The 26,517-nt window shown below is 70.9% G+C and carries 25 protein-coding genes; 13 read left to right on the plus strand and 12 right to left on the minus strand.

The genetic code is table 11. From position 1 onward, the window contains the following. Positions 1 to 2: 2 nt before the first annotated feature. Both Pth03_RS10585 and Pth03_RS41355 read right to left on the minus strand, forming a co-directional pair. Positions 3 to 893 (minus strand): sugar phosphate isomerase/epimerase family protein, encoded by an 891-nt coding sequence (locus Pth03_RS10585; protein WP_239118909.1) that lies wholly within the window; start codon positions 891 to 893, stop codon positions 3 to 5. A gap of 51 nt (positions 894 to 944) precedes the next feature. Beyond that, positions 945 to 2,120, minus strand: a complete 1,176-nt coding sequence (locus Pth03_RS41355) for a PP2C family protein-serine/threonine phosphatase (RefSeq protein ID WP_239118910.1) — start codon at positions 2,118 to 2,120, stop codon at positions 945 to 947. Positions 2,121 to 2,569: 449 nt separating this feature from the next. Between Pth03_RS41355 and Pth03_RS41360 the strand changes: the two genes are divergently transcribed. Then, positions 2,570 to 3,190 carry a cyclodeaminase/cyclohydrolase family protein gene (locus Pth03_RS41360; protein WP_239118911.1) on the plus strand — a complete coding sequence of 207 codons (621 nt, stop codon included), beginning with the start codon at positions 2,570 to 2,572 and terminating at the stop codon, positions 3,188 to 3,190. Beyond that, entirely contained in the window at positions 3,187 to 4,029 is an 843-nt protein-coding gene (locus Pth03_RS41365; protein WP_239118912.1) for a bifunctional 5,10-methylenetetrahydrofolate dehydrogenase/5,10-methenyltetrahydrofolate cyclohydrolase, read from the plus strand. Before Pth03_RS41360 ends, Pth03_RS41365 begins: the two co-directional genes overlap by 4 nt. Before the next feature lie 16 nt (positions 4,030 to 4,045). On the opposite strand, the gene Pth03_RS10595 is transcribed toward Pth03_RS41365, so the two are convergent. Together Pth03_RS10595 and Pth03_RS10600 are read right to left on the minus strand one after the other, a co-directional pair. Continuing rightward, complete coding sequence (locus Pth03_RS10595; RefSeq protein ID WP_203943977.1) at positions 4,046 to 4,507, minus strand: PPOX class F420-dependent oxidoreductase; 462 nt, start codon at positions 4,505 to 4,507, stop codon at positions 4,046 to 4,048. A 34-nt stretch (positions 4,508 to 4,541) separates the two neighbouring features. Then, entirely contained in the window at positions 4,542 to 5,453 is a 912-nt protein-coding gene (locus tag Pth03_RS10600; protein WP_203943978.1) for an alpha/beta fold hydrolase, read from the minus strand. Positions 5,454 to 5,513: 60 nt separating this feature from the next. On the opposite strand from Pth03_RS10600, the gene Pth03_RS10605 reads away from it, so the two are divergent. The 3 genes from Pth03_RS10605 (at position 5,514) to Pth03_RS10615 (ending at position 7,026) form a co-directional block, all read left to right on the plus strand. Next, complete coding sequence (locus Pth03_RS10605) at positions 5,514 to 6,080, plus strand: helix-turn-helix domain-containing protein (RefSeq protein WP_203943979.1); 567 nt, start codon at positions 5,514 to 5,516, stop codon at positions 6,078 to 6,080. 206 nt (positions 6,081 to 6,286) lie between these two features. Continuing rightward, complete coding sequence (locus Pth03_RS10610; RefSeq protein ID WP_203943980.1) at positions 6,287 to 6,481, plus strand: DUF5999 family protein; 195 nt, start codon at positions 6,287 to 6,289, stop codon at positions 6,479 to 6,481. Positions 6,482 to 6,645: 164 nt separating this feature from the next. After that, a complete protein-coding gene (locus Pth03_RS10615) occupies positions 6,646 to 7,026 on the plus strand; it encodes an ATP-binding protein (RefSeq protein WP_373318523.1) in 381 nt (126 codons plus the stop codon). Here Pth03_RS10615 and Pth03_RS10620 read toward each other — a convergent pair. Next, positions 6,983 to 9,367: an ATP-binding protein gene (locus Pth03_RS10620; protein WP_203943982.1), complete on the minus strand. Its 2,385-nt coding sequence runs from the start codon at positions 9,365 to 9,367 to the stop codon at positions 6,983 to 6,985. The two genes, Pth03_RS10615 and Pth03_RS10620, sit on opposite strands and share 44 nt — an antisense overlap. A gap of 112 nt (positions 9,368 to 9,479) precedes the next feature. On the opposite strand from Pth03_RS10620, the gene Pth03_RS10625 reads away from it, so the two are divergent. Next, a complete protein-coding gene (locus tag Pth03_RS10625; protein WP_203943983.1) occupies positions 9,480 to 11,876 on the plus strand; it encodes an ATP-binding protein in 2,397 nt (798 codons plus the stop codon). 515 nt (positions 11,877 to 12,391) lie between these two features. On the opposite strand, the gene Pth03_RS10630 is transcribed toward Pth03_RS10625, so the two are convergent. From Pth03_RS10630 to Pth03_RS10640, 3 genes are all read right to left on the minus strand, one after another. Further along, positions 12,392 to 12,619: a hypothetical protein gene (locus Pth03_RS10630; protein WP_203943984.1), complete on the minus strand. Its 228-nt coding sequence runs from the start codon at positions 12,617 to 12,619 to the stop codon at positions 12,392 to 12,394. Positions 12,620 to 12,702: 83 nt separating this feature from the next. Beyond that, positions 12,703 to 13,086 carry a nuclear transport factor 2 family protein gene (locus Pth03_RS10635; RefSeq protein WP_203943985.1) on the minus strand — a complete coding sequence of 128 codons (384 nt, stop codon included), beginning with the start codon at positions 13,084 to 13,086 and terminating at the stop codon, positions 12,703 to 12,705. 1 nt (position 13,087) lies between these two features. Beyond that, positions 13,088 to 13,555 (minus strand): NUDIX domain-containing protein, encoded by a 468-nt coding sequence (locus Pth03_RS10640; protein ID WP_239118913.1) that lies wholly within the window; start codon positions 13,553 to 13,555, stop codon positions 13,088 to 13,090. 111 nt (positions 13,556 to 13,666) lie between these two features. Here Pth03_RS10640 and Pth03_RS10645 point away from each other — a divergent pair, with 111 nt between their 5' ends. After that, the gene (locus Pth03_RS10645; protein WP_239118914.1) at positions 13,667 to 14,887 is read left to right on the plus strand and encodes an MFS transporter; all 1,221 of its coding nucleotides are present in this window, start codon (positions 13,667 to 13,669) and stop codon (positions 14,885 to 14,887) included. 349 nt (positions 14,888 to 15,236) lie between these two features. On the opposite strand, the gene metE is transcribed toward Pth03_RS10645, so the two are convergent. Continuing rightward, entirely contained in the window at positions 15,237 to 17,531 is a 2,295-nt protein-coding gene (gene metE, locus Pth03_RS10650; RefSeq protein ID WP_203943986.1) for a 5-methyltetrahydropteroyltriglutamate--homocysteine S-methyltransferase, read from the minus strand. 166 nt (positions 17,532 to 17,697) lie between these two features. Between metE and Pth03_RS10655 the strand changes: the two genes are divergently transcribed. Continuing rightward, positions 17,698 to 17,904 carry a hypothetical protein gene (locus Pth03_RS10655; protein WP_203943987.1) on the plus strand — a complete coding sequence of 69 codons (207 nt, stop codon included), beginning with the start codon at positions 17,698 to 17,700 and terminating at the stop codon, positions 17,902 to 17,904. 20 nt (positions 17,905 to 17,924) lie between these two features. Further along, complete coding sequence (locus tag Pth03_RS10660; RefSeq protein ID WP_203943988.1) at positions 17,925 to 18,821, plus strand: LysR family transcriptional regulator; 897 nt, start codon at positions 17,925 to 17,927, stop codon at positions 18,819 to 18,821. Positions 18,822 to 18,825: 4 nt separating this feature from the next. Here the strand turns inward: Pth03_RS10660 and Pth03_RS10665 are convergent, their stop codons facing one another. After that, positions 18,826 to 19,800, minus strand: coding sequence for an aldo/keto reductase (locus tag Pth03_RS10665; protein ID WP_203943989.1), 975 nt, complete (start codon positions 19,798 to 19,800; stop codon positions 18,826 to 18,828). Positions 19,801 to 19,891: 91 nt separating this feature from the next. Between Pth03_RS10665 and Pth03_RS10670 the strand changes: the two genes are divergently transcribed. Then, the gene (locus Pth03_RS10670; protein WP_203943990.1) at positions 19,892 to 20,464 is read left to right on the plus strand and encodes a TetR/AcrR family transcriptional regulator; all 573 of its coding nucleotides are present in this window, start codon (positions 19,892 to 19,894) and stop codon (positions 20,462 to 20,464) included. Between the two features lie 9 nt (positions 20,465 to 20,473). Here the strand turns inward: Pth03_RS10670 and Pth03_RS10675 are convergent, their stop codons facing one another. Further along, positions 20,474 to 21,205, minus strand: coding sequence for an MBL fold metallo-hydrolase (locus Pth03_RS10675; RefSeq protein ID WP_203943991.1), 732 nt, complete (start codon positions 21,203 to 21,205; stop codon positions 20,474 to 20,476). 73 nt (positions 21,206 to 21,278) lie between these two features. Here Pth03_RS10675 and Pth03_RS10680 point away from each other — a divergent pair, with 73 nt between their 5' ends. Together Pth03_RS10680 and Pth03_RS10685 are read left to right on the plus strand one after the other, a co-directional pair. Then, positions 21,279 to 22,124 (plus strand): putative RNA methyltransferase, encoded by an 846-nt coding sequence (locus tag Pth03_RS10680; RefSeq protein WP_203943992.1) that lies wholly within the window; start codon positions 21,279 to 21,281, stop codon positions 22,122 to 22,124. A 100-nt stretch (positions 22,125 to 22,224) separates the two neighbouring features. Beyond that, positions 22,225 to 23,991 carry a S9 family peptidase gene (locus Pth03_RS10685; protein WP_203943993.1) on the plus strand — a complete coding sequence of 589 codons (1,767 nt, stop codon included), beginning with the start codon at positions 22,225 to 22,227 and terminating at the stop codon, positions 23,989 to 23,991. On the opposite strand, the gene Pth03_RS10690 is transcribed toward Pth03_RS10685, so the two are convergent. Continuing rightward, entirely contained in the window at positions 23,966 to 25,429 is a 1,464-nt protein-coding gene (locus tag Pth03_RS10690) for a PP2C family protein-serine/threonine phosphatase (RefSeq protein WP_239118915.1), read from the minus strand. The genes Pth03_RS10685 and Pth03_RS10690 overlap by 26 nt on opposite strands. 222 nt (positions 25,430 to 25,651) lie before the next feature. On the opposite strand from Pth03_RS10690, the gene Pth03_RS10695 reads away from it, so the two are divergent. Beyond that, a partial coding sequence (locus Pth03_RS10695; protein WP_203943994.1) for a HAMP domain-containing protein occupies positions 25,652 to 26,517 on the plus strand: 866 nt, incomplete at its 3' end.

A 26,517-nucleotide genomic window follows, 5' to 3' on the forward strand; every position in this document is an offset into this window, starting at 1 on the left:
GATCAGAAGCCGTGACGTCGCAGGAACCGCCGGTTGGCGCGCTGGTCCGCGCGGATCGCGGCCAGGTCCTGACCGTGCGCGGGGGCGTCCTGCTCGACGACGACCCACCCCTCATATCCGCTCTCGTGGAGTGCGGCGGCGAAGGCGGCGAGGTCCACCTCCCCCTGCCCGAGCGCGGGGAAACAGCCCCTGGCCACGGCCGCAGACAGGTCGCCGTCCCCGGCGAGTGCGGCCCTGCTGGCGTCCTTGACGTGCACCTGACGCACCCGCCCCGCCCAGGAGGCGAGCGCGGCCACCGGGTCGCCCCCGGCGAGCCAGAGGTGGCCCGTGTCCAGGCAGACCCCCACGTCGGTCAGCTCCAGCAGCCGCTCGACCTCGGCGGGGGTCTCCACATCGGTGCCCAGGTGGAAGTGGAAGGCGGGCTCCAGACCGGCCTCGCGGCACATGTCGGCCGCGATCTGCACGCGGGCCGCGAACCCGGGCCAGGCGGCGTCCGGCATGCCGGGCACTCCCGCCGCGGGCCGGGCGAACCTTCCGGGATGGGGCGGGCACGCCAGCGTCGGCCGCGGGGCGAAGCGGGCGTCGTCCACAGGCATCCGGGCGAACACGTCCAGCGCCGCACGCAACCCCGCGAGATCCTCCTCGAAGCCGGCGCGGTCGCCGTACCGCAGGTCGATCCAGCCGCCCGCGAGACCCAGCCCGGCCCGCACGAGCTCGTGCGGAAGGAAGAGCCCGATCGGCCCGGAGTCGATCCCGTCGTATCCGGACGCGGCCACCTCGGCGAGCAGCTCGCCTGGGGCGATCACGTCGGCGTCGGCCCGGTAGATCCCGAAATTGACCGGCGCGTTCGCCACCCGCGTCGCCGCGGCCTTCACGGTCTTCAGGGCCTGCACAGAACCTCACCGCCTCCACTCGGGGAACTCCGCTCGGGGATCACCGACGATTCACGGGCCCCAGACGTAACCGGTCACGCGTACGACCCGGGCCACGACGACCGTCACGTCGTCCTTGGGGCCGTTACGGTAGGCCAGCCTCAGCAACACTTCCGCGCACACGTGCGGCGCGGCGTGGAAATTACGCCCGACGACGGCCTGGATCTCCGGGAACGACAACACCTCGGTCAGGCCGTTGGAGGCGAGCACCACCAGAGCGCCCGGCCGTACGGGCGTGCTTTCCACGTCGCCGGTCACGTGGTCGCCCGCTCCGACGGCGCGCACGATCGGGTCCGCGCCGACCGACTGGGGAGTGGTCAGCATCTCACCCTCGCCGGGCGAGGGGAACAGGTAGACGCTCCCGCTGCCGATGTGCGCGCAGACGAGGGCCCAGGATGTCAGCGGGCCGGCCACCTCGGCGAGGACGACGACGTCGAGGGCGGCCGCCATCCCTCTCAGCTCGGGGACTTCGACGCCCTTGTCGCGCAACACCGCGTTGGCGAATTCCAGGCTGTCGCGCAGCGACTCGTCCGGCCCCGGCGCCGCGGACGCCGCCTGATCGGCCACCACCGCCCCGAGCGCCAGGGCCGCCGCCCATCGGCTCTCGGCGCCCCAGGCGACCCCGTCGGCCAGGGCGATCAGCTTTTCCTGGATGAGGTAGGCGTCGGCGTTCTCCCCCAGGTTCCCCGCGTTCGTACGGCCGGCCGCGTCGAACTTCACCAGGGACACCGGGCGCGGAGCGTCGTCCTCCTGCTGCTCGTCCTCCTGCTGCACATCCGAGACAGGTACGGCCCGCCGCCCGGCCGGATCGTGGTCACGCCGAGGACCGCCGTCGCCCCCGCCGTCGTCGGCGCCGTCTGGGGCCTCCCGGGGGGCGGCCACGAGCGGCGCGAGCGGCGTGCCCGGCCAGTCGTCGGCATCCGTCACGTCGGCCGGGTCACCGTCCACGTCACTTTCCGGCGTGGCCGGGGCCGTACCGCCCGCAGGAATGTCGGCCTCCACGGCCGCAGGCTGCTGCGTTGTGGCGGGCCCGCCGGCGGAGGCCGGCGCGGCGGCGCCGTCCGGCAGGCTGCGCCGCTCCGCTCCGCGCACGTACTGGACGCCCCTGTTCTGGCTGACGGCGAACGCGAGGATCGCGGAGATCACGAGCCCCGCCACGACGGCCGAGGCCGCAAGCGTGACAATCACTCAGCGCGCTCCAGGGGTGTCGCGGACGATATCGGTGCCTCTCTTCCCTCCATGCTCGGGCGCGGCCGGGCTCCCACCGGGACATACCAGCGGGGGTGCGACCCAGAAACGCCCGAAACACCCGAAGTGGCAGCATTGTGATCGTAAAGAGCTGTCATGGGAAGACCCGGCGTCGATCTCCACCGGTGATCAGCCCGGCCGATCTCGTCTCGCCGGACGGAACCCGCACCGCCATCCCCTCTCCGCGCCTCACGCCGCGACAGGCGGTTCCGCGTGCTCACGCCGACCGGGCAGTAAGGATGACGCTTCGGATGCGGGGGAGGTTGACGGTGAGCGGCCGGGTCCGTGCCCGGGCGGAACGGCGGTTCATGGGAGTATTTCCGGGCGTCCCGCCGCCGCATGGCCCGTGGCAGAACCCGTTGTGAGAACCGACCGGAGGACGAGCGCCCATGCGCGACGAGAAGATCAGCGACTTCTTGCACCGGCTGGCCGATCGTGTGCCCGCGCCGGGTGGAGGCGCCTCCGCGGCGTTGCACGCCGCCCAGGCGGCGGCCCTGCTGGGCATGGTCGCCCGCTACAGCACGGGCGCCGCATACGCGGCCCACGAGCGCGACATCGCGACGATCATCGCCGAGACGGACACGCTGCGTGCGGCCGCCCTGCGCCTGGCCGAGGACGACGCGGCGGCGTTCACCGCGGTCACCGACGCCTACAAGCTGCCCAAGGACACCGACGAGGCGAAGGCGGCCCGGTCTGCCGCCATCGCGGAGGCCCTGGTGGGCGCGGCCAGACCCCCGGCCGAGGTGATCGCCGTGGCCCAGGCCGCCATCGGGTTCGCCGAACGGCTGCTGCCGATCGGCAACCGCAACGTCGTCACCGACGTGGCGGCGGCGGCCGAGGCCGCCAGAGCCGCGGCCACCACCGCCCGGGTCAACATCGAGATCAATCTGGGCGGCGTCAGGGACGACGCCTTCCGCGCCGAACTGACCGCCGAGGCCGCCAAGGTCGACGACCTCGCGGCGCGGGCCGAGCAGGTCACCGCCGCCGTCCGCGCGGAGATCGCCAAGTGACCGCCGCCGTCCTGTCCGGCAGAGAACTGGCCGCCGCCGTCCGCGCGGCGACCGCCGACGAGGCCGCGGCGCTCACGGCGGCGGGCACCCCGCCCCGGCTGGCCGTCGTCGTGGCCACCGCCGACGAGTCCAGCGCCTGGTACGTGCGCTCGATCGCGAGGGCCGCGGAGAAGGCCGGCATCGTCTGCGACATCGTCGATCTCGGCCCCGGCGCGACGGCCGAGGAGATCCGGGTACGGCTCGGCGAGCTGAGCGCGGACGACACCGTTCACGGCATCATCATGCAGACGCCCCTGCCGGCCGGGGTCAACGCCCAGGAGACGGCTCTGGCCATCGCGGTCGCGAAGGACGTCGACGGGGCCAACCCGGTCTCCCTGGGTCGCCTGGCGGCCGGGCTGCCCGCGTTCGCCCCGGCCACCGCCGAGGCCGTCGTCCGGATCCTGGAGCATCATGAGGTGCCTCTGACCGGCCGCCACGTCGCCGTCGTGGGCCGGTCGACCGTGGTCGGCAAGCCGGTGGCGCACCTGCTGCTGGACAGGAACGCCACGGTCACCGTCTGCCACTCCCGCACCGCGGACCTGGCTGCCGTCACCTCGGCCGCCGACGTTGTCGTCGCGGCGGCCGGCAGGGCGGGGCTGATCACCGCCGAGCACGTCGCTCCCGGGGCCGTCGTGATCGACGTGGGCACCAACCCCACCCCTGACGGCGGGCTGGTCGGCGACGTCGACGCCGTCACCGTCGCGGACAAGGCAGGGGCGCTGACCCCGGTGCCTGGCGGGGTGGGCCCGGTGACGACCGCGCTGCTGCTCCAGCACACCGTGCGGGCGGCCGCCCGCTGACGGCCCGGGTCTGAGGTCAGGCGAGGCGGGCGGGGAAGCCTCCGGTCGCGACCGGGCCCCAGCGGGTGGGGGTGACGCGCAGCAGCGACTTGTCCTGCCGCTTCATGGCCTCACGGTATTCGTCCCAGTCGGGATGCTCTCCTGAGATGCAGCGGTAGTAGTCCACGAGGGGTTCGAGCGCCTCGGGCATGTCGAGCACCTCGGCGGTGCCGTCCACCTGCACCCACGGGCCGCCGAAGTCGTCCGAGAGCACGATGACGCTGACCTGCTCGTCCCGGCGGGCGTTGTGGGTCTTTGCCCGCTCGGGATAGGTCGAGACCACGATCCTGCCCTCGTCGTCGACGCCGCAGGTCACGGGCGACGCCTGCGGCCGTCCGTCGCGGCGGGTGGTGATGACGATCGCCTGGTGCCGTACGCGCACGAAATCGAGCAACTGCTCACGGGTGACGGTGTCCGCCGTCGCGATCTTTGGGCTCATATGGGCAACTCTAGGCCGCCCGCGGAAGCCCTATTCAGAGGGCCGGGTGCCATCGGGCGAGCAGGTCGGTGATCGCCTGGAGCACGGCGTCCTGGCGCTCCTCGTGGATCCAGCCGTGGCCGGCGTCGTCGAGGACGCGGTGCTCTCCGCGGGGCACCGACGCGGCCAGCCGAGCGTGCAGGTCGACCTTGGCGGCGTTGATCTCCCGGGCGGTCTCCTCCGACCACAGGTGCACCTGGGTGGAGTCGACGGCCCCCGCGGTGAGCACGATCATCGGCACGTCGGGCAGGCCGGGCCCATGCCGGAGCTCGTCGGCGACCACGTCGTAGAGGTTCTTGTCCTCCTGCCAGCCCGCCTGCCACGCGGTCAGGTGGTGTTCGATCAGCGGCCCGCGCACCGCGTCCGGCCATTTGGCGAAATGCCGGGTGAGAGGTCCGCGCGAGGCCTCGATCTGCTCCTCGGTCGCCTCCGGCAGGTCACCCTGCTTCATCTGCGCGAGTTTGTCCTTCACGTGCTGGGGGGCGAGGGCGTGCATGTCCTCGTGGAAGGGGTCGAGCAGGAGCAGGCCGGCGACCTCGCCCGGAAAACGCGCCGCGAGGCTGCGGGCGTAGACCGCGCCCAGCGAGTGGCCGACGAGCAGGTAGGGCGCGGGGACACCGGCGGCGTGCAGCAGATCGTGCAGCTCGCCGGAGACCTCGGCGGCGACGCGGGGCAGCTGCGCCGGCCCGCTCCAGCCGGTGCCCGCGCGGTCGTAGATCACGCTGGTGGTCAGCTCGGCGGTGCGGTCATGGATGTTCAGGTAGTCGAGGCCGACCAGGCCGGCCCCAGGCAGGAACACCACCGCGGGGCTTCCGGTGCCGGACCGGTGCAGCGCCAGCCGCCGCCCTCCGACGTCGTACAGGCGTCCGAGGGGAGGCGCGGCGGCTTCGGACGATCGATGTGACATGCGGTCGGCTCCTATCGTTCTCAATTTTGAGAAAGGTATCAGGCGTGAGATCGTTCGTCCATGGACGCCGTGGACCTTCTCCTCCACCCGGTACGGCTGCGCATCGTGCACGCCATGTCCGGCGGGCGGGCGCTCACCACCGCGGAACTGTGCGCCCTCCTTCCCGACGTCTCGAAGGCCACGGTCTACCGGCATGTCGGCCTGCTGGCCGACGGCGGCCTCCTCGACGTGGACGGCGAGCAACGGGTGCGCGGGGCGGTCGAGCGCCGCTACCGGCTCAACCGGCCCCGCACCGTGATCGACGCGGCCACGGCGGCCGCCGTGCCTGCGGAGGAGCACCGCCGCGTCTTCGCCGTCGCCATGGCGACGCTGCTCGCCGAGTTCAACGCCTACCTCGACCGCGAGCAGGCCGACCCGGCCGCCGACCTCGTGGGATATCGCCAGCACGCGCTCTGGCTCAGCCCGGACGAACGCGCCGAGATGATCCGCGACCTCCGCGAGGTGATCGTGGCCAGGATGGGCAACGAGCCCGCGCCAGGCCGCATACGGCACCTGCTCAGCCCGATTCTCTTCCCCGCCGAGGAGCCGCCCCGGCCGCATAGGCAAGCCACGCCAAAAGACGATTAATTGCCGGGAACGTGACCAACCATGGGGGTGGCGCGGCGGCGGATCTACCTTCGACGGGGCTTGCTGGCATACCCGCTACCTACGTAGGGCGGAATGGGTACCGATACGGGGGTTTTCCCCGTGCTCCGTCAACGCTCGGCACGAGATGCTGAAAACGTCGTCAAGAAAGTCCCATCTATCCTCACCGAGGACCAAGGGAACGAATCATGTGCAAGCACCAGCCTCCGTGCCCACCCGCCACCGCCTCCGACCGCGAGGCGGCACACATGGTCGCCTTCCACCCGGAGCAGGGGTGGGGCCTCCTTTGCAACGGCGTGGTGCTCTTCGACGACACAGGAGAGCTCCTGCCGGACGGAAGCAGCATCCCGGCCCACCGCGGCAACGTGGGGTGGGCGGCATGACCTGGACGGCGACGTCCGGCCACGCCGTGTCGAACCGCCCGTCATGGCGTGTCGGGGTATCCATGTCATTCACCCCCATCCGCGAAGAACGCCGCCAGGCCGCCACAGAGCGGGCCACCCGACGACGGCATCACGTGATCATGGTTGAAGGACCTGAGGTGGAAATGTCCTCCTGGCCGCTGGCGGCCGACGCCCGTTCCGTGGCCAGAGCCCGGCGACTCACCCGCGACCGGCTGACCAAGTGGGGCATGCACGAGATGAGCGACGTGGCCGAACTGCTGGTCAGCGAACTGGTCACCAACGCCCTGTGCCACGCGCGCGGCCCGGTCGGGCTGACCCTGTCCACCATGGACGGGTTGCTGCGCTGCGAGGTCGAAGACGCCGGAACGGTCGTCCCCCACGTATACGAAGCGACGGACGACGACGAGGGCGGCCGGGGTCTCGGCCTCCTTGACATGCTGGCCTGCTGCTGGGGCGGCGCGCGCACGTCCACCGGCAAGGTCATGTGGTTCGAGCTGCCGGCGTGCTCCCCTGCCGCTCACTGAGCCATGCGGCGATCTGCGCCCGCGAGTTGAAGCCCAGCTTGTTCAATATGTGCTCGATATGACCCTCGGCGGTGCGCTGCGAGATGATCAGCGTTCCCGCGATCTCCTTGTTGCTCAGCCCCTGCGCCACCAGACCGGCGATCTCGGTCTCCCTCCGGGTGAGCGGGGCCAGGCGGCCGGTTCGTTCCACCGGCTTCGCGCTTGACGACTCCTCCTGCAGGGCATAGGTGATCGCCTCGCCGTACGGCAGGCCCGCGCCCTCCCTGGCCGCCGACCGGTAGCCCTGCTCGCCCAGGGCCTCTTGGGCACGAGACACGCACTCGTCATGAAAAATCGTGAACTGCCCGAATCCTGACAGCGGTACCCCGACGACCCTCCAGACGCCGTCGGCGATCCCCAGAATGCGGGCCGCCCGGTCGTGCCGCTTCTCCTGCACGGCGATCCAGGCCAGCACCTCCAGGCACATCCCCAGGCCGGGCGCGTCGCCGAGCGCGTCGTCGAAGCGCAGGGCGTCCTTCTCCAGGGCCGTCGCACGACGGGATTCGCCCTGCCGCCAGAGCCCGATGCCGAGAGCAGTCATCGCATAGGCCCGGTGCCAGCCCTCCTTATGCGCGTCGCACACCGCCATGGCCTGTTCGGCGAACGTAACCGCCGGCAGCGCCTCTCCTACCAGGGAGTACGCCAGGGAGAGCTGGATCAACGCGAGCGCGAGACCCGCGGGATCGCCGGAACAGCGCTGGCGCTCCGCGGCCTCCTGGTGGAGCTTGATCGCCGTGTCCGCGTCGCCGCGGCATACGGCGACCATGCCCTGGTAGAGAATGACGTAGGCGAGCGTTTCCTCCGAGCCGAGTTCCTCGGCCAGCCTGCCCGCCTCTTCGAGCAGCGCGGCCGCCGCGGCGCTGTCCGTCTGGACGATCGTGACCCAGGCGGCCGCGCACAGGGCCCTGGCGCGGGTCTCACCCTGCTCTCCCTCACATGCGGCGGGTTCGAGGGCGAGCCCCTCCTCCAGCCAGCGGCGGCCCTCTCCGAGGTAGTAGCCCTTGATCCAGTGGTAGAGCAGGTCGGTGGTCATCGCGAGGCCCTTGGCGTACTCGCAGGGCTCGGAGAAGAAGAACTCCAGCGCGGTGCGCAGGTTGGCCTGCTCGTCGGACAGCCGGGCGAACCAGGTGACCTGGGTGGGGCCGAAGAGCTCGGCCCTCGCGTCGGCCGCCACGCTCCGGTAGTACTCGCCGTGCCGCCTCCTCATGGCGCGCTCCTGGCTGGAGGCCGCCAGCCGCTCCTTGCCGTACTGCCGGATGGTCTCCAGCAGCCGGTAGCGCACGGCTCCGCGTTGCTCCTCCCTGACCAGGATCGACTTGTCGACCAGCCCGGTCACCAGGTCGAGCACGTCCGTCGCGGCGATGCCGTCCCCCGAGCAGACCTCCTCGGCCGCCTCCAGGTCGAGGCCGCCGGTGAACACCGACACCCGCTGCCACAGGAGCCGCTCCTGCCCGGTGCACAGCTCGTAGCTCCAGTCCATCAGCGCGCGCAGGGTCCGCTGACGCGGGAAGGCCGCCCGCGACCCCGAGGTGAGCAGGCGGAACCGGTCGTCGAGCCGGTCGAGCACCTGCTCGACCGACAACGCGCGCAGGCGGACGGCGGCGAGTTCGATCGCGAGGGGCAGGCCGTCGAGCCTGCGGCAGACGGCCTCGACGGCCTCCTGGTTGGCCGCCGTCACCTCGAAGCCCTGGACGACGGCCGCGGCGCGCTCGGCGAACAGCCGGATGGCGTCGGACTCGACGGGCGGCTCCCCCGACATCAACGAGATCGCCGAACCCGCCGACAGGTCGCGGACGGGCAGCGGGGCGACGTTGAGCACCTGCTCACTCACGATGCCGAGCGCCTGTCTGCTGGTCGCGAGGATCGTCAACTGAGGCAGGGCGTGCACCAGCGCGTCGGCGAGCTCGGCGCATTCCCTCAGCAGGTGCTCGCAGTTGTCCAGCACGATCAGCGCCTGCCGGTCGGCCAAGTGATCTACCAGCAGGTCGAGTGCGGGGACGTGGGTCAGGTCACAGATCTCCAGGCTCTCCACGACGGCCTGGGCGAGCAGCTCGGGGTTGTCCAGAGGGGCGAGTTCCACCAGCCAGATGCCGTCGGGGAACTGCCGTCGCGCGTCGGCGGCCACGCGCAGCGCCAGCCGGGTCTTGCCAACCCCGCCCACGCCCGTCAAGGTCACGACGCGGGCACTGGACAACAGTCGTTTGGCCTCGGCCGCCTCGTGCCGGCGCCCCACGAAGCTCGTCACCTCGGCGGGCAGACCGGACGGCCGCCGCGTCGAAGCCCCCGACAGCACCGCGGTCATGCCACCCCCGCCCACCCCGATTCCTGCTGTTCCATATTCAGGGTACATTTCTGTCCCAAACCACTGCGATCTGGTTTGACCAGGGACTTTTCCCCGCTTAGCGTGAAAAATCATGGCCGGTACGGCGTTCGCGCGGCAGGTCGGCAACCTTCCCGCCGATGTGACGAGTTTTGTGGGCCGCAGGCAGGAGCTGGCCGAGATCAGGCGCCTGCTGTCCGTTTCGCGTCTGGTCACGCTGACCGGGGTGGGCGGGGTCGGCAAGACCCGGCTGGCCCTGCGAGCGGCGTCCGACCAGCATCGCGCGTTCGACGCCGTCTGGCTGGTCGATCTCAGCGTGCTCGACGACCCCTCGCTGGTGGCCCCCGCCATCGCGGAGACGGTGGGGCTGCGCGACCAGACGACCGAATCTCCGATGCGGGCGTTGTCGGCCTTCCTCGCCGCCCGCCGTACCCTCCTCGTGCTGGACAACTGCGAGCACGTGCTCGACGCCACCGCCGAGCTCGCCGACTGCCTGCTGCGGGCCGCACCCGAGCTGCGGATCCTTGCGACCAGCCGACGATCGCTCGGCATCACGGGCGAGCGCACCATGCCGGTCGCCCCGCTCCCCGTGCCCGGGCCGAACGGTCGGCGCACCCTCAAATCACTCGAACGTTATGACGCGGTGACGCTCTTCGCCGACCGCGCCGCGGCCGTCCTGCCCGGCTTCACCCTCGACGAGGACAACGGCGAGGCCGTGGCCGCCTTGTGCCGCCGCCTCGACGGCATCCCCCTCGCGATCGAGCTCGCCGCCGTACGCCTGCGCACGTTGTCGGTGGGCGGGCTCGTCGAACGGCTCTCCGACCGTTATCGCTGGCTCACCGGCGGGAGCCGTACGGCGCCGCCGCGCCAGCGCACCCTCCAGGCGCTGATCGACTGGAGCTTCCAGCTGCTGCCTGCCTGCGAGCGCGCCCTGTGGACGCGCATGGCGATCTTCCCCGGTCATTTCGACCTGGACGCGGTGGAAGCCGTGTGCTCGGGCGGCGACGTCGGGCGAGACGACGTGCTCGACCTGGTCGACGCCCTGGTCGACGCGTCGATGGTGCTCCGCGAGGAGCACGATGGCGCGGTGCGCTACCGCGTGCTGGAGACGCTGCGCGAATTCGCCCTGGCCCGGCTGGGCGGGGTGGATTCCGAGGAATGCGGGATGCTGGCCCGGCGCCACCGGGACTGGTACGGCACGCTCGTCCGCCAGGCCGCAGGCGACTGGTTCGGCCCCCGGCAGGTCGCGTGGTTCTTCCGGCTGCGACTGGAGGAGGCCAACCTCATGGCTGCCCTGGAGTCATGCCTGCGGGAGCCGGGCGAGGCGGAGACCGGGTTGCGCCTTGCCTTCGACCTCTACCGCACCCACTGGCTGCCGGCGTCGCTCTTCATCCAGGGCCGCCAGTGGCTCACCCGCATGCTGGAGGCCGCGCCGCGACCCTCGGCCGTACGGGCGCAGGTGCTATGTGCCGCGGCGTCGATGGCGTTCGCCCAGAGCGACGCCGCCACCGGCGAACCCCTGCTTCGGGAGGCCACGAATCTGGCCCGCGAGCTGGGCGATCCGGCGAGCGGCGCCCTGGCCTGCATGGTCGCGGGAAAGGCGGCCCGCGACGCCGGCGAGTTCGATCGGGCGGCCCCCCTGCTGGAAGAGGCGGCCGAGCGGCTCACCGCCTGCGGCGACCTGTCGGGCCTGGCCAGCGCGCTGCTCGCCCTCGCGGACACGAGCAGCTGCCTGGGAGACGACGAACGCGCGGAAGGACTGTTCAAGCGCGGCCTCGACCTGTCGGCGGCGCACGAAGAGAGCTGGTGCCGCGCGTGGACGTTGACGATCTTCGCCGTGCACCTGTGGGGGCGAGTCCGCGACGCGGAGGCGCTCGCCGCCGCCCGGGAGAGCCTGCCGCTGGCCAGGGCCTTCGACGGCGGGGCCGTCGGCGGGGCTGCCGGCCGGGAGGCGTCCGACGGCAGGTTGAGCCTGGCGACCTCGATCGAGGTCATCGCATGGATCCTCACCGGGCAGGGCCAGCACGTGCGGGCCGCCCGCCTGCTCGGGGCCGCGGAGGCCATCGCCGGGGAGGCCGGCGTCTCCACCGCCCGCATGGGCCGCTACGCCGAACACCACGAGCAGTGCGCATCCGCCCTCCAGGAGGCGCTGGGCGGCAAGGGCTTCGCCCGCGCGACACACCACGGCGGAAGGCTGAGCGTGGACCAGGCCGTCGCGGAGGCCCTGGGTGACGAGCCGGCCCGTGAGGAAGCCGGGGAGGCCGCGTCCGACACCTCGCCCCTCACCGCACGGGAGCTGGAGATCGCCGAGCTGATCGCGCAGGGGCTGAGCAACAAGGAGATCGCCGCCGCCCTCGTGGTGGCCCAGCGCACCGCCGAAGGCCATGTGGAGCACATCTTGGCCAAGCTGGGTTACACGTCACGCGCCCAGATAGCAGCCTGGATGACCGCCCGCAAATCCACCCCGGCTCCCCCACCTCCCCGAGCGTGATCCCGGGGCTGTGATCCCTGGGTGTGGCCGTGATCATGGATGTGAACCCTGGCCGTGATCATGCAGAAGTTCGGCGATGTGGGCGGCGAGCTGCGCCAACCCGTGTAGTGATCATGCAGAAGTTCGTACGCGTGCCCGCCGACCTGGGAAAACACGAAGCGTGATCATGCAGAAGTTCGGGCACGTGCGGCCCGACCTGCGAATACGCCTTTCGTGATCATGCAGAAGTTCGCCTTCGTACGTTCCGACCTGCACGACCACAAATGGTGATCATGCACCGGGCGCCGATATGCCGACAACGCCAGCCGAGGCGACACCGCCGCACCGCTGCGTGCATGATCACGATGGGCGTTTCCCCTGGCAGGGACCCTTCCCACCGAGTTTCTGCATGATCACGAACCACATCGGCGCAGGTCAGCGTGGGCGCTCCCGAACTTCTGCATGATCACGGCAAGTAGTCAGGAAGGCCGTGCATGCAAAGACTTCTGCATGATCACAACCAAGGGGGCGGCCAGTCAGGCTGAACCGAGTTGCTGCTGCAGGTGCTGCCTCCTGGCCTCCAAGGTTTCGATCACCGACTCCTGCTGCTCCGCGTTGGTCAGCACGGTCGCCAGCTCGGCGGCGTCCGTGGGAGCGTCCCAGCGCTCGCCGATCTCCCTGCGCATCGCGGCGACGTCCGCGCGCAGCCTGGCCAGCTCGGTGTCCACTTCCTCCAACTGCCGCCTGATCTCCGACTCGTCCATGTCACACCTGCTTCATGTCGGTCCCGGCCCGCCGATTCGGACCATCCACCCGCCTATTCCGCGACAGCGGGCGATTAATCAGCTCAGCCGAGCTCCACGTGGCCTTCTGCGACGTGCCAGTAGTCGCGTGTCTCGACGGCCGAGCCTGACGGGTCGAACCGTACGATCACGCAGCCCGCGAGGGTCGCCGGCTTGCCGTCCTCTCGCGAGGTGACGACGAACTCGGCGACCGCGGTGTCCCCGTCCACGTACGGCTCGCCGAAGCGCACGGTCTCGACCTGCTCGTTCTCGAACGACCACCGGATGTAGTCGGCCAGCTCAGCCCGTCCATGGTGGGCGGGGCGAAAGGGCATGGAGCGATGTACGCAGTCCTCGGCATAGAGGGAGACGATCGTCTCCACGTCGTGTACGGCCCAGCCCCGCTCCCATGTGCGGACGAATCGCCGTGCCGCCTCCCGCGCCTCCACCTCAGGAGATGGTGCCGATGTAGGCGGTCGTACCGGACGCGCGGGCGTCCTGCGCCGCGGCCAGGCGGGCGGAGAGGTAGGAAGGCATGATCGATCCGGCCTCCTCCTCGGTGAAGAACCCGTAGCCCTCCAACTCCTCGGCCTGCAGGACGATGCTGGTGCCGTCGACGACGGTGCCGCAGTCGAAGAGGAAGTGCACGAGGGGCATTGGGCGGTCGTCGACCGGGGGCACCCAGTGGACGACCAGCAACCGGCCCACCTGCGGCTTCAGGCCGAGCTCCTCAAGGATCTCCCGGCTGCACGCGACGTCCGGGGACTCGCCCTCGTCGACGTGGCCGCCGGGCCAGCCCCAGTGGTCGCGATAGTTGGGCTTGACGAGCAGCACCCGGCCCGAGGGGTCAGTGATGAAGCCGGCCGCAGCCGCCACCACCTTGTTCAGCCCGGCGTAGAAGACGTCCGCAGGGATCACGATGCCACCAGGCCAGAAAAGGATCGCATGCGACGAGCCTAACCGGCCTCAGGTTGTCCGATATGTGGACTCCAAGAGTGGAAGTCGTACATATCGGTAAAATCACCCAACATGGGGCGAAGCTGGGAAACTCGGAAACCCCTTATTTTCTGGGCCGCCGGCGTCGTCGCCTATATGGTCGCCGTCTTCCACCGGCAGTCGCTCGGCGTCACCGGGATCGACGCGCAGGCGCGGTTCCATGTCGGCGCCGCAGGACTCGCCTCCCTGGCCATGCTGCAACTGCTCGTCTACGCGGCGATGCAGATCCCGGTCGGGCTGCTGGTCGACCGGCTTGGCTCCAAGCGCATGCTCCTGACAGGCGCCACGGTCATGGCGCTCGGACAGCTCGTCTTCGCGGCGGCGACAACCCTTCCGGGCGCGGCGGCCGGCCGGATCCTGGTCGGCTGCGGCGACGCGATGACGTTCATCAGTGTGATCCGCATCGTCAACCTGTGGTTCCCGCCACGGCGAAATCCCCTGATCGTCCAGATCACCGGCCTCCTGGGGCAGATCGGCGCGGTCGCCTCGGCCGTACCGCTGATCACCTCGCTGCACGCCCACGGCTGGACGCCTACCTTCCTCGGCGCCGCCGCACTCGGCGTCGTCTCGGCGCTCGTGGTGGGCGTGGCCCTGCGCGACCGCACGCGTGACAGCGGTACGGCGGCGCTCGGGCTGCGGGCGGCCTGGGCCGAGCCCGGCACCCGGCTCGGCATGTGGACCCATGCCGCCACCCAGTCGTCGGCCGCCGCGTTCACCCTGCTGTGGGGTTATCCCTTTCTGGTGGAGGGCCAGGGCCTGACCCCGCGGACCGCCGGCGTGCTGCTGACCACGCTCACCGCCCTTTCCATGGCCTGCGGCCCCGCCCTCGGCTACCTGGCGGGCCGCTTCCCCCTGCGGCGGTCCTGGATGGTGCTGACCATCGTGGCCGCCACCGGCGGAGCATGGACGGTCGTGCTCCTGTGGAAGGGGCCGGTGCCCCTGTGGATGCTCGTCCTGCTGATGGTCGCCATGGCGACCAACGGGCCCGGTTCGGTCATCGGCTTCGACTTCGCCCGCACGTTCAACCCGGCCAAACGCATCGGAGTCGCCACCGGCATCGTCAACGGAGGCGGCTTCGTCGCGTCCGTTGCGTTGATCGCCCTGATCGGGATCTCGATGGACCTTCAGGGCGACTACCGCTGGGCCTTCGCCGTGCAGTATCCGATCTGGATCTTCGGGGCAATCCAGGTGCTGCGCTATCGGGCCAAGGCCCGTCGTCTGCCCCGCCTGCGACTGGCGACGGGCAACGCCTGACCCCCAACCTGGCCCCCCAACCTGGGCGTGATCATGCAGAAGTTCGGGGAAGTGCCGCCTGACCTGGAAGTTTCGAATTCGTGATCATGCAGAAGTTCGGTAAAACACCGCTCGACCTGCGCCATCACGATTCGTGATCATGCAGTGAGCGCCTCGTCGCCCCTACGGCAACCGCAACCACATGTGCATGATCGCGACAGGAGTATGGCCTGGTCGCAGCCTTTTCCACGAAGATCTGCATGATCACGATAGGCATTCATGCACGTCAGGCCACAGATCACCGAACTTCTGCATGATCACGGGCAGCGTTTGCGCACGTCCGGAGGCCGATCGCCGAACTTCTGCATGATCACGCCCCGGGGTTTCCAAGGCCCCCGGGGTTTCCAGGGGCCCCAGGGTTTCCAGGGTTCCCCGAGTTCCCCGAGTTCCCGAGGTGCCCCGGGTCGCGGAGGCGACGGGCGGCTGTGACGACGTTGGTGAGGGCCGCCTCCACCTGGGCGTACGTGCGGGTCTTCAGCCCGCAGTCGGGATTGACCCAGACCCTTCCGGCGGGCAGCGCGCGCAGCGCCGCCCTCAACCCGTCCTCGATCTCGTCCACACCCGGCACACGCGGCGAATGGATGTCGTACACCCCGGGGCCGAGCCCCCGCTCGAAACCGCCGATCGCGGGCTCCCCGAGGATGCGCGCGCCAGAACGGGCCGACTCGATGGTCGTCACGTCGGCGTCGAGGCCGTCGATCGCCGTCAGGATCTGGTCGGCGTCCGAATAGCACAGGTGGGTGTGAATCTGCGTGCGGTCGGCCGCCCCCGACGTCGCCCGCCGGTAGCCCGCCACGGCCCACTCCAGGTAGGCCTTCTGCTCCGGCGCCCGAAGCGGCATGAGCTCGCGCAGCGCCGGCTCGTCGACCTGGATGACGGCGGCCCCCGCGGCTTCCAGGTCGTGCACCTCCTCCGCGATCGCGTCCGCGACCTGGAAGACCACGTCGCGCAGCGGCAGGTCGTCACGTACGAACGACCAGGCGACGATGGTCACGGGGCCGGTCAGCATGCCCTTCACGGGCTTGTCCGTCAGCGACTGCGCATAGCGGATCCACCGTACGGTGATCGGACCCGGCCGCCGCACGTCGCCGTGCAGGATGGGCGGGCGGGTGCAGCGGGAGCCGTACGACTGAACCCAGCCGTTCCGGGTGACCGCAAAACCGTCGAGATGCTCGGCGAAATACTGCACCATGTCGTTGCGCTCGGGCTCCCCGTGCACGAGCACGTCGAGGCCGAGCCGTTCCTGCAACGCGACGACTCGGGCGATCTCCGCCCGCACCAGCTCGTCGTAGGCGGCCTCGTCGAGGTCTCCGGCGGTGAGCGCGGCCCGGGCCTCACGCAGCTCCCCGGTCTGCGGGAACGAGCCGATCGTGGTGACCGGCAGCACCGGCAGCCGCAGGCGCTCGGCCTGCGCCGCCGCCCGCACCACATAAGGGCTTCTGCTCTTCACCGAGGGCGTGTCCGTCACAGCGGCGACCGCAGGAGTCGCCTCGTCGCCGGACCCCACAGCCGGGGAGGCGGCCAGGCGCCCGGCGAGCTCCACCACCTCGGCCACCTTCTGCTCGGCGAAGGCGAGCCTGCGCCGCACCGCGGGGTCGAGGTCCGGTTCGAGCTCCACGTCGTACGGCACGTGCAGCAACGAGCACGAGGTGCCGACGACCACCTGCGCGGCCTGCTCCCGTACGGCACGGAGCCCCGCCAGAGCACGGTCCTGATCGGTGCGCCACACGTCACGGCCGGAGACCACTCCCGCGACGACGACCTTGTCCGCCAGCTCGGCCAGGCGCGGAACGCCGCCGCGGACCAGGTCGAGACCGATCGCCTCGACCGGCGTGCCCGCGAGCACGGGCAGTGCGCCGCCGAGATCCCCGAAGTAGGACGCCACGAACAGCGCCGGGCGCGCCGACAGGGCCCCGAGCCGGTCGTAGGCCGCCTTGACCGCGTCGAGCTCGGCCTCGGTGCGGTCCATGACGAGTGCGGGCTCGTCGAGCTGCACCCACGCGACACCCTCCCCGGCGAGGGCGGCGAGCAGCTGCTCGTAGACGTCGAGCACGTCGTGCAGCCGGTCGAGCGGCGAGAAGCCGGCGGGGCTGCCCGGCGCCCCCTGGGACAGCAGCAGGAAGGTGACCGGGCCGAGCAGCACAGGCCGGGTCTCCAGGCCGAGTTCGCGCGCCTCCCGCACCTCAGAGAGCGGCTTGCGGGCGTCGAGCCGGAAGACGGTGTCCGGCCCGATCTCCGGCACGATGTAGTGGTAGTTGGTGTCGAACCACTTCGTCATGCGCAGGGGCGCGATGCCGTCGGCGCCGCGGGCCATCGCGAAATAGGGGTCGGCGGCGGTCAGGAACCTGTCGGGTACGGCTCCGAGCAGCACCGCCGTGTCGAGCACCTGGTCATAGAGCGAGAACGTGTTGGACGGCAGCGCCCCCAGCCCGAGCTTGTCCAGCCGCCGCCACGTCTCGGCCCGCAGCCGCCGGGCCACCCCTTCGAGGTCGTCGCGCGTCGATCGGCCGTCCCAGTACGACTCCAGGGCCCGCTTGAGCTCGCGGCGGGGCCCGATCCTCGGATATCCGAGCACGGTGGAGGCGGGAAAGGTCGGCGCGGTCATGCTGGGCTCCTTGGCCGTTCAGGTGATTCGGTCGCACGCATCCTGCCCAGCCGCCCGGCCACGGGATACAACCCATTGACGCTGCTTATGGATGGCTTTTTGCGAGAGCCGCGCACGAAAAGTCCACGCTGAGCGTCTGACAGGTGGGCCATAGAAAGGAACGTAGTTGCTCGACATATTGGTCTCCATGCTCATCAACATGCTGATCAACATGGTGGGCGTGCTCGGGGAGCTGATTCCTCTTCCACGTCGCCTGGAGCGCAGGCTCACCAAGGGCTACCGGGCCAAGCACGCCGCGGACAGGCCGCGACCTGTGCCGGAGGAGCCGTTGCCCCACCTGTTCAGGCCACCGGAGGATAACGACCGCTTATAGAACCGGGGTCATACTGAAGCGTGGACCCCGGCCATCCGCTGCGCGACATCCGCTGCTTCGCCATGGTCGCCCGGCACCTCAGCTTCTCGCGCGCCGCCGCCGAACTCGGCGTCTCCCAGCCCGCGGCGAGCCAGGCCGTTGGCCGTCTCGAACGATCCCTGGGCGTGCGCCTGTTCGAGCGCACCAGCCGCGACGTGCGGCTCTCCCCCGCCGGTACGGCACTGCTGCCCGCGGCGGAGGCCCTCCTGGAAGCGGCAGCGAGGTTCACCGCCGAGGCGGCACGTCTGGCCGTACCGGCCGCCCCGGTCGTACGGCTGGCCTACGTGCCGCTCGTCGGCGGCCTGGCGGCACGTGTCGCCCGCCGCCTGAGCCGCAGGCGGTCCCCGATCACCGTTGAGCTCCAGCCGCGCGGCCGGAGGGACGCGGTCGCCGCCCTCACGAGCGGGGAGGCGACGGCGGCGATCATCAACTCGCCGTTCCCGCTGCACCTGACGACGGCGGCCAGATTTCACGTGCCGGTGACGCACCTGGCCGTCCCCGACGGCGACCCGCTCGCGGGGGCCGCACGCGTGGCCCTGCCGCGTCTCGCCCACCACACGTTCGTGGTGCCGCGTGACCGCCCGCCCGGAGGGATGTGGGCCAAGCTGGCCGCGGGGCTGCCCGCCGACCGGCTCCACGCCGTGGCCGGCGACCTCGACGACTTCGCCGCGGCGCTCGATCTCGTCGCGGCCGGGGCCGGACTGCTGGCGACGCCGTCGCTGCTGGTCACGTCGATCCGCCGCCAGGACATCCGTTTCGTGCCGCTCGACTCCGACGACCTGCGCATGACCTTCGGGCTCGCCTGGCCTGGCGACCGCCCGTCGCCGGAGTTGATGGCCCTCGTGCAGGCCACGCAGGAGTGCCTGTGGACCCGCTGAACCCTCATCCGGAGATCTGGTCCAGATGGTCGAGAACCGCGTCCGGCAGGTCATAGGCGAGCCCCGCGAGGTTGGCGTGGAGTTGGTCGACCGTGCGGGGGCCGATGATGACCGAGGTGACGCCGGGCCGCCTCGACACCCATGACAGGGCCACGGTGGCGGGGGTGACTCCGAGCCCAGCGGCCGTCTTGACGACCTCACCGGCGATGCCGAGGTCGCGGTCGTTGAGCATCGCGTCGCCCCAGGCTTGGGCGAGGGGCATCGACGACGCCTTCAGCCGGGCTGCCCGCGAGCCTTCCTCCGGTGTGCCGGCCTGGCCGTACCGGCCGGTGAGCACACCGCCGCCCAGGGGAGACCAGATCATCGTGCCGAGCCCGTGACGGTCGCAGGTGGGGAGGATCTCCGCCTCGATCTCCCGGTGGAGCAGGGAGTACTGAGGCTGGAGGCTGATGAACGAGGTGCCGCCCGCGCGCTGCGCCGCCCACTGTGACTCCACGATTTGCGCAGCGGTGAAGTTCGAGCAGCCGAGATAACGCACTTTGCCCGAGCGCACGAAGCCGTCCAGCGTCGCCATGGTCTCCTCGATCGGAGTGGATTCGTCCCACTGATGGCACTGGTAGAGATCGATGTGGTCCGTGCCGAGCCTGCGCAGGCTCGCCTCCAGCGCCCGCGTGAGGTGCGCCCGGGACAGCCCTCTGTCGTTGGGCCCAGGGCCCTGCGGCAGGAACGCCTTGGTCGCCAGGACGACCTCGTCACGCCTGCGCCGTACGGCACGGCCGACGATCTCCTCGGACTCTCCGCCTGTATAGCCGTCGGCGGTGTCGAAGAAGTTGCCCCCCGCGTCGAGGAACGCGGAGACGATGCCGGCGGCGTCCTCCTCACGGCAGATGGCGACGCCGTCCAAGGTGCCGAAGTTCATGGTGCCCAGGCACGCTGAGGACACTTTGAGACCCGAGTGGCCGAGCGTCGCGTACCGCATCGCGGCCTCCTTCACTGTGGATCGACCGATTAGAATCGGAACAACTGTTCCGGAACATACGGAACAGTTGTTCCGGATGTCAAGGAGGGCGATGAGCGGGGAGGCCAGGCCGTTGCGTGCCGACGCGCAGCGCAACCGCACGCGGGTGCTTGAGGCGGCCGAGGCCGTGCTCGCCCGGGACGGGCTGTCCGCCTCGATGCGGGCGATCGCCCAGAAGGCCGGAGTGGGGTTGGGCACGATCTACCGGCACTTCCCCACCCAGGAAGACCTCTACCGGGCGATCGTCACCGACCGCACCCGGCGCCTCGCCGAGGAGGCGCACACCCTGTCAGCTGCCGAGGATCCGGGGGCGGCCTTCTTCGCGTTCTTCACACGGATCGTCGTCAACGCGGCGCGCAACAAGCCGATGGCCGACATCCTGGTCGGCTCCGGCGTCGATCCCAAGGCCGCCATGGCAGAGGGCGCCCCAGACATGAGGAGCGCCATCGAGACGCTGCTGGTGAACGCCCAGAAGGCCGGTGCCGTACGACAGGACCTGCGAATGCCGGAGCTGCTGGCCCTGCTCGCCGGAGCCTGCCTTGTCGCGGAACGCAACCAGTGGAGCGACGAACTGCGCGACCGGGCGCTGGGCATCCTCTTCGACGGACTGCGCCCCAACCACTGACCCGGGAGTTCAGGGAACGGTGACGAACGGCTCGGAAAAGTGGCCGGGCGCGATGACCCCGGCACGGCCGAGGATGGCCACACGGGTGCGCACGGCCTGCTCGGGGTCCTCGTCGTACACGTAGGTGATCGTGGGGTCGGCCAGTTGCACCGGGTGGAGCAGGGCGTCGCCGGTCACCATCAGGTCGCCCACCTCCACGCACTGGTGTCCTGGAGTGTGCCCGGGGGCGTGAACCACGCGGGCCCCCGGCACCAGGCCCGCGTCGCCGTCCACGACCTCGATCGTGTCCCGCAGCGGCTCGACGACCTCCCGGAGCATCGGGCGCGTGACCCAGTCGAGTTCGGCCCGCTGGATCACGTGGCGTGCGTTGGGGAAGACCGGCTCCGCCGCCGCGACGCACCCGCTCGCGTGGTCGGTGTGCAGGTGGGTGAGGACGACCACGTCCACGTCGGCGGGGGCGACGCCCACGGCGGCCAGCCCCTCCTGCAGCCTGCCGGGCACGGGCGCCCACGCGGCAGCGGGCGAGCCCGCATCGCCGATCCCGGTGTCCACCAGGACCGTACGGCCGGCCGACCGCAGCAGGTAGCAGTGGAAATGCAGCACCCACGTGGCGCCGTCGGGAAACGACCCCCCGGGGAACATGTCCGGCAGCGGCTTGCCGACGCCCGGTCCCATCGGCCCCACGGCATCGCAGATCGGAATGATCTCGACACCGGACACGATCCTCGGCTCGTAGGTCATTTTCCACACAATATGGCTCAGCCGACGACGAACCCCAAGAACCCGAGCGGCCGGGAGCGGCGATGATGGACGGATGCTCGCCGACGTCATCGATCTTCTGTTGTGCCCGGTCTGCGGCGCCCGGCCGTCCCTCGTGCCGGGCGCGGTCCGCTGCGGAAACGGGCACGTCTTCGACGTCGCCCGGCAGGGATACGTCAGCCTGCTCACCGGGTCGGCCGCGCCGGGGACGGCCGACACGGCCGCCATGGTCGCGGCCCGCGACGCCTTCCTGTCCGCGGGTCACTACGCGCCGCTGGCCGACGCGGTCATCCGGCTGTGCGCCCCGGCCCTCCCAGGCACGGCCGGGGTGATCGCGGACGCCGGGGCGGGCACAGGCCACTACCTGGCCGCGGCGCTCACCGGGACCGGCGGGCAGGCCGTGGGGCTCGCACTCGACGTGTCCAAGCACGCGATCAAGCGGGCCGCGCGGGCACATCCCCGGATCGGCGCGGTCGTCGCCGACGTGTGGCGGCCGCTGCCCGTCCGGGACGCGTGCGCCGACGTGCTGCTCAACGTCTTCGCCCCGCGCAACGCCGCCGAGTTCGCCCGTGTGCTCAAGCCCGGCGGCACGCTCATCGTCGTCACGCCTGCCCCCGGCCACCTGCGCCCGCTCGTCGAACGGCTCGGCCTGCTTTCCGTCGACGAGGACAAGGACCGCAGGCTCGGCGAGACTCTGGGCGGGCGGTTCGCGCGAGCCGTACAGGAGGATCTGGACATCCCGCTGAGGCTCGGCCATGACGCCGTCGAGGCCGTGGTCGGCATGGGTCCGAGCGCGTGGCACACCGGCACGGACGACCTCCGCAAGAAGATCGCCGCCTTGCCCGATCCGGTCCAGGTCACCGCGTCCTTCCGCATCTCCACTTGGACGACACGGGCGTGATCCACGACAAAACCGCGCGAACATCAGCGATTTGTCGGTCTTTTTCCACAACGACGGGACATACTTGACGGCGACCCCGCTGGAGCACAGGGGAGGGCCGATGAAGGCCGAGGAACGCTGGCAGTCCAGGTTCCGGGCACCACGTACGACCCTGCCGATGTGGGCGCGTCAGGCGCCTCATCGTGCCGTTTATCGCAGCAATTCCTCGGGCACCTGGGAGATCTACGCCTGGGACCGTTCCACAGGCCGGACCCGCCAGGTGACCGACCGCCCCAAGGGCACGCGATACGCCGCCGTCGACCCGGCCGGCACGTGGATCTGGTGGTTCGCCGACACCGACGGCGACGAGTTCGGCGTGTGGATGCGCCAGCCCTTCAACGGCGGCCCCGACGTCCCCGTCGAGATGCCCGCGGGCACTCCGTGGGGTCTCGGGCTCGGGAGCAACGGCGCCGCCGCGATCGGCAGGTCGTTCCGCGGCGGCTTCGAGGTGCTCCTGACCGACATGGAAACCGGCGGGGAGCCCATGCCGATCTACCGCAGCGACGAGTTCGCCTCCGTGGTCGACATGTCCCTCGACGGGTCGCTCATCGCGATCAACCACAGCGAGCACGGAGACTCGCGCCACCCCGCCCTGCGAGTCCTGCGGGCAGGCGGGCAGGTCGTCGGCGACCTCCACGACGGGCCCGGCAAGGGCGTCACCGGCATCCGCTTCGCCCAGCTGCCCGGCGACCGGCGGCTGCTGGTCCTGCACGAGCGCAGGGGGCGCCGCGAACCTCTCGTCTGGGACCCGGTCACCGGCGAGCAGCGCGAGATCTGGCTGCCCCTGCCCGGCGACATCAGCTCCGACTGGTACGGCGACGGCCGCGCCCTGCTGATCATGCACAGTCATCGCGGCCGCACCGAACTCCTGCGCTACGACCTCGGCGGGGGCGGTCTCACGCCGATCGAGAGCCCCCGCGGCGTGATCGAGGCCGCCGCCCCGCGCCCCGACGGCTCGGTGGAATACGCCTGGTCGAGCGCCGCGCACCCACCGGTGATCCGATCGAGCAACGGCCACGTGGTCATGAGCGCCGGCCGCACGCCGCCTCCGTCGGTACCGCTGGAGGACATCGATGTGGAAGGCCCCGCAGGCCGCATCCACGCCCTGGTCTCCCTCCCGGAACGGGAGGCCGCGCCGTACCCGACGGTGTTCCTGCTGCACGGCGGGCCCACCGCGCAGGACGACGACTCGTTCCTGCCCGAGGTCGCGGCCTGGGTGGACAACGGCTTCGCCGTCGTCCGGGTCAACTACCGGGGTTCGGTCGGGTACGGCTCGGCCTGGCGCGACGCCCTCCGCGGAGACGTGGGGCACATCGAGCTGGCCGACGTGGCCGCCGTACGCGACTGGGCGGTCGACCACGGCATCGCCGATCCCAGCCGCCTGATCTTGTCCGGGTCGTCGTGGGGCGGCTACCTCACCCTGCTGGCCCTCGGCACCCAGCCCAAGAGCTGGGCCGCCGGAATCGCCGCGGTGCCCATCGCCGACCACGCCTCGGCCTACGAGGACGAGTCCGAGGGGCTGCGCGCCTTCCACCGTGCCCTGCTCGGCGGCTCCCCCGCCGAACTGCCCGAGAGGTACGCCGCGTCCTCGCCGATCACCTACGCGGACATGGTGCAGGCGCCGTTGCTGGTCCTCGCGGGGGAGAACGACCCCCGCTGCCCGATCCGCCAGATCGAGAGCTATCTGCAGGCGCTGGCCGACCGCGGCCACGAGGCGTCGGTCTACCACTACGACGCCGGCCACGGCTCGCTGGTCGTGGAGGAGCGCATCCGCCAGATGAGCGCCTCGATCGACTTCGCGGTCAGGGCGCTCGCAGCACGAGGATAGCCAGGTCGTCCGCGCTCGGTTCGAGCGCGAAATCCTGTACGGCACGGCGGATCCGCTCGGCCACGGCCCGGGCGGACAGGTCGACGCATTCGGCGAGCAGCTTGGCCAGCCCCCCGTCGTCGTCGAGGAGGCGGGTGCCCGACCGCCGCTCCGTGACGCCGTCGGTCACGCCGAGGAGCACGTCTCCGGGGTCCAGATGCAGGGTCTCCTCGTGGAAGTCGGCCTCGGGGAAGACGCCGAGGAGCGACTGCGGCGAGGCGACCACGTCGACCACGCCGCTCGGCCGCAGGCGCAGCGCCTCGGGATGCCCGGCCGAGACGAGGCGGATGTCGAGCCCCTGGTCGGTGCGCATGATCTCCCCGTGCAGGAGGGTCAGGAACCTGGCCCGCTCCCCCTCGTCGAGGATGGCCTGGTTGAGCCGGTCGACGACGTCGGCCACGGCGTATCCCTCGCGGGCGAGCAGGCGCAGCGTGTGGCGGGCCAGCCCGGTGACGGCCGCGGCCTCCGGCCCGGTGCCGCACACGTCCCCGATGGCGAAGCGCCACACGCCCTCGCGGATCGGGAACAGGTCGTAGAAGTCGCCGCCGACCTCGTTGGTCTCTCCGGCGGGCTCGTAGACGACGTGGGAGTCCAGGCCCGGGGTCTTCGGCTCCTCCGGAGGCAGGAGGCTGCGCTGGAGCGCCCGGTTGGCCGCCGCCTGCTGGGCGTACAGGCGGGCGTTGTCCATGGCGAGCGCCGCCCTGCGCCCGAGGTCCTCCGCGAGCTGCATGACCTCTTCGGGGAAGCTGTCGTGCCGCCCCAGGCACAGGACTCCGAGCCTGCGCCCGCGGGCGGTCAGGGGGAAGGCCAGCGACTGCCACTCGCCCGCGTGGAGCACGGCAGGGCCCTCGCCTGAGGGGATGGGGGTCTCGTCCAGAAGTTCGCGGAGCGCGTCGATCTGGGTCTCGTCGGAATGCCAGAGATAGGCGGGCCGCAGCGGCTCCCACGCGTGCTCCGCCGTGTATACCGCGCACCAGGTCGCCAGGCGGGGCACCACGATCTGCGCGATGATCGCCGGGACCATGTCGGGGTCGAGGGTGCCGGCGAGGAGATCGCTGGCGTCGGCGAGGAACCCCAGCCAGCCCGGCCCCGCCGCCGTCTCGGCGACCCATTCCTCGCTCGCGCCCGACGCCCCTCCGGGGAGGTCGATCCGCGCCCAGCGCGTGCGCGTCTGCCCCGTGAAGGTCACGCCCCACTCGGCCGCGTCCGGAGGTGTCCCGAAGGTGGAGCGTTCGGCCTTCTCCCTGACCTCGACCTGCACGTATTCGCCATGGTGAAGCCAGACGACGTCGAAGGGCTCGGCAGGTGTCACGCCGATGAGATCGCGGACCAGGCGTTCGGCCTCAGGAGACGCGGACATGGCTGCCCACGCGGTCATCACCTCGTTGGTGAATCGCACGACTGCCGGTATAGCCGGTTCTCCCTGCGCGAAGGATGCGCCAAGGACGGCCCGAGGGGTAATTGTCACTGCTTCCGTGCTTACCACACTTCACCCTGACCCGGGGTAAAAGGAGAGAGCACCCCACGCCACGGAACGTGACAGACTGGCAAGGAGTCTGCCCCCCCGAAGGCCGCTGTGCCTCATATCCGGCGCTAGACCCCCAAGGGTGAAGGAGGCGACATGTCGCCCGTCGGCGTTGAGCTGGCCGGAACGGAACGGTCGTACACCGAGTCCGATCTCGTGCCTGTGCTGGAAACCCTCATAACCTGGCGCGACGGAGATTTCCGCCGCCGCGTGCCACATGCGCCACCCGGCATTCTCAGCGAGATCCGGCTGCTGCTCAACGAGGTGGCCGATCGGCGCGAGCATCTCGCCAACGAGCTGGGCCGGGTGCGCCGCGAGGTGGTCAAGGAGGGCAGGTTCGGCGAACGGCTCACGCCCGGCCCCGGCGTCGGGCAGTGGGCCGAGAGCGTGGGCTCGGTCAACGACCTGATCGACGCGCTGGTGACGCCCGTCAGCGGCGCCGCCGACGTGATCGACGCGGTGGCCAAGGGCGACCTGTCACTCAGGATCGACCTCGACCGCAGCGCGAGAGGCGAGGTCCGCCGGCTGGGCAAGGCGATCAACGGCATGGTCGACCAGCTCGAACTGTTCACCTCCGAGGTGACCAGTGTGACGAGGGACGTCGGCACCGAGGGCAAGCTGGGCGGCCGGGCCAACGTCAAGGGCATGTCGGGGAGCTGGCGCGACCTCACCGAGTCGGTGAACACCATGTCGAGCCGCGTCTCGGCCCAGGTGCGCGACATCGCGGAGGTGACCACGGCCGTCGCCCGCGGCGACCTGAGCCGCAAGGTGACCGTCGACGCCGTCGGCGAGATGTTCGAGCTGAAGAACACCGTGAACACCATGGTCGACCAGCTGTCCGCGTTCGCCGAGGAGGTCACCCGCGTCGCCCGCGAGGTCGGCACCGAGGGCAAGCTGGGCGGCCAGGCCCAGGTGCGCGGCGTGTCCGGGGTCTGGAAAGACCTCACCGACAACGTCAACTT

Source organism: Planotetraspora thailandica, from assembly GCF_016863335.1.
Taxonomy (GTDB): domain Bacteria; phylum Actinomycetota; class Actinomycetes; order Streptosporangiales; family Streptosporangiaceae; genus Planotetraspora; species Planotetraspora thailandica.

Coding starts and splice junctions, on each gene's coding strand:
- Pth03_RS41360 (WP_239118911.1), top strand. CDS start 2,570: ATGCGCGACGAGAAGATCAGCGACTTCTTGCACCGGCTGGCCGATCGT.
- Pth03_RS10595 (WP_203943977.1), bottom strand. CDS start 4,507: ATGAGCCCAAAGATCGCGACGGCGGACACCGTCACCCGTGAGCAGTTG.
- Pth03_RS10600 (WP_203943978.1), bottom strand. CDS start 5,453: ATGTCACATCGATCGTCCGAAGCCGCCGCGCCTCCCCTCGGACGCCTG.
- Pth03_RS10605 (WP_203943979.1), top strand. CDS start 5,514: ATGGACGCCGTGGACCTTCTCCTCCACCCGGTACGGCTGCGCATCGTG.
- Pth03_RS10610 (WP_203943980.1), top strand. CDS start 6,287: ATGTGCAAGCACCAGCCTCCGTGCCCACCCGCCACCGCCTCCGACCGC.
- Pth03_RS10615 (WP_373318523.1), top strand. CDS start 6,646: ATGTCCTCCTGGCCGCTGGCGGCCGACGCCCGTTCCGTGGCCAGAGCC.
- Pth03_RS10620 (WP_203943982.1), bottom strand. CDS start 9,367: ATGACCGCGGTGCTGTCGGGGGCTTCGACGCGGCGGCCGTCCGGTCTG.
- Pth03_RS10625 (WP_203943983.1), top strand. CDS start 9,480: ATGGCCGGTACGGCGTTCGCGCGGCAGGTCGGCAACCTTCCCGCCGAT.
- Pth03_RS10630 (WP_203943984.1), bottom strand. CDS start 12,619: ATGGACGAGTCGGAGATCAGGCGGCAGTTGGAGGAAGTGGACACCGAG.
- Pth03_RS10645 (WP_239118914.1), top strand. CDS start 13,667: ATGGGGCGAAGCTGGGAAACTCGGAAACCCCTTATTTTCTGGGCCGCC.
- metE (WP_203943986.1), bottom strand. CDS start 17,531: ATGACCGCGCCGACCTTTCCCGCCTCCACCGTGCTCGGATATCCGAGG.
- Pth03_RS10665 (WP_203943989.1), bottom strand. CDS start 19,800: ATGCGGTACGCGACGCTCGGCCACTCGGGTCTCAAAGTGTCCTCAGCG.
- Pth03_RS10670 (WP_203943990.1), top strand. CDS start 19,892: ATGAGCGGGGAGGCCAGGCCGTTGCGTGCCGACGCGCAGCGCAACCGC.
- Pth03_RS10675 (WP_203943991.1), bottom strand. CDS start 21,205: ATGACCTACGAGCCGAGGATCGTGTCCGGTGTCGAGATCATTCCGATC.
- Pth03_RS10680 (WP_203943992.1), top strand. CDS start 21,279: ATGCTCGCCGACGTCATCGATCTTCTGTTGTGCCCGGTCTGCGGCGCC.
- Pth03_RS10685 (WP_203943993.1), top strand. CDS start 22,225: ATGAAGGCCGAGGAACGCTGGCAGTCCAGGTTCCGGGCACCACGTACG.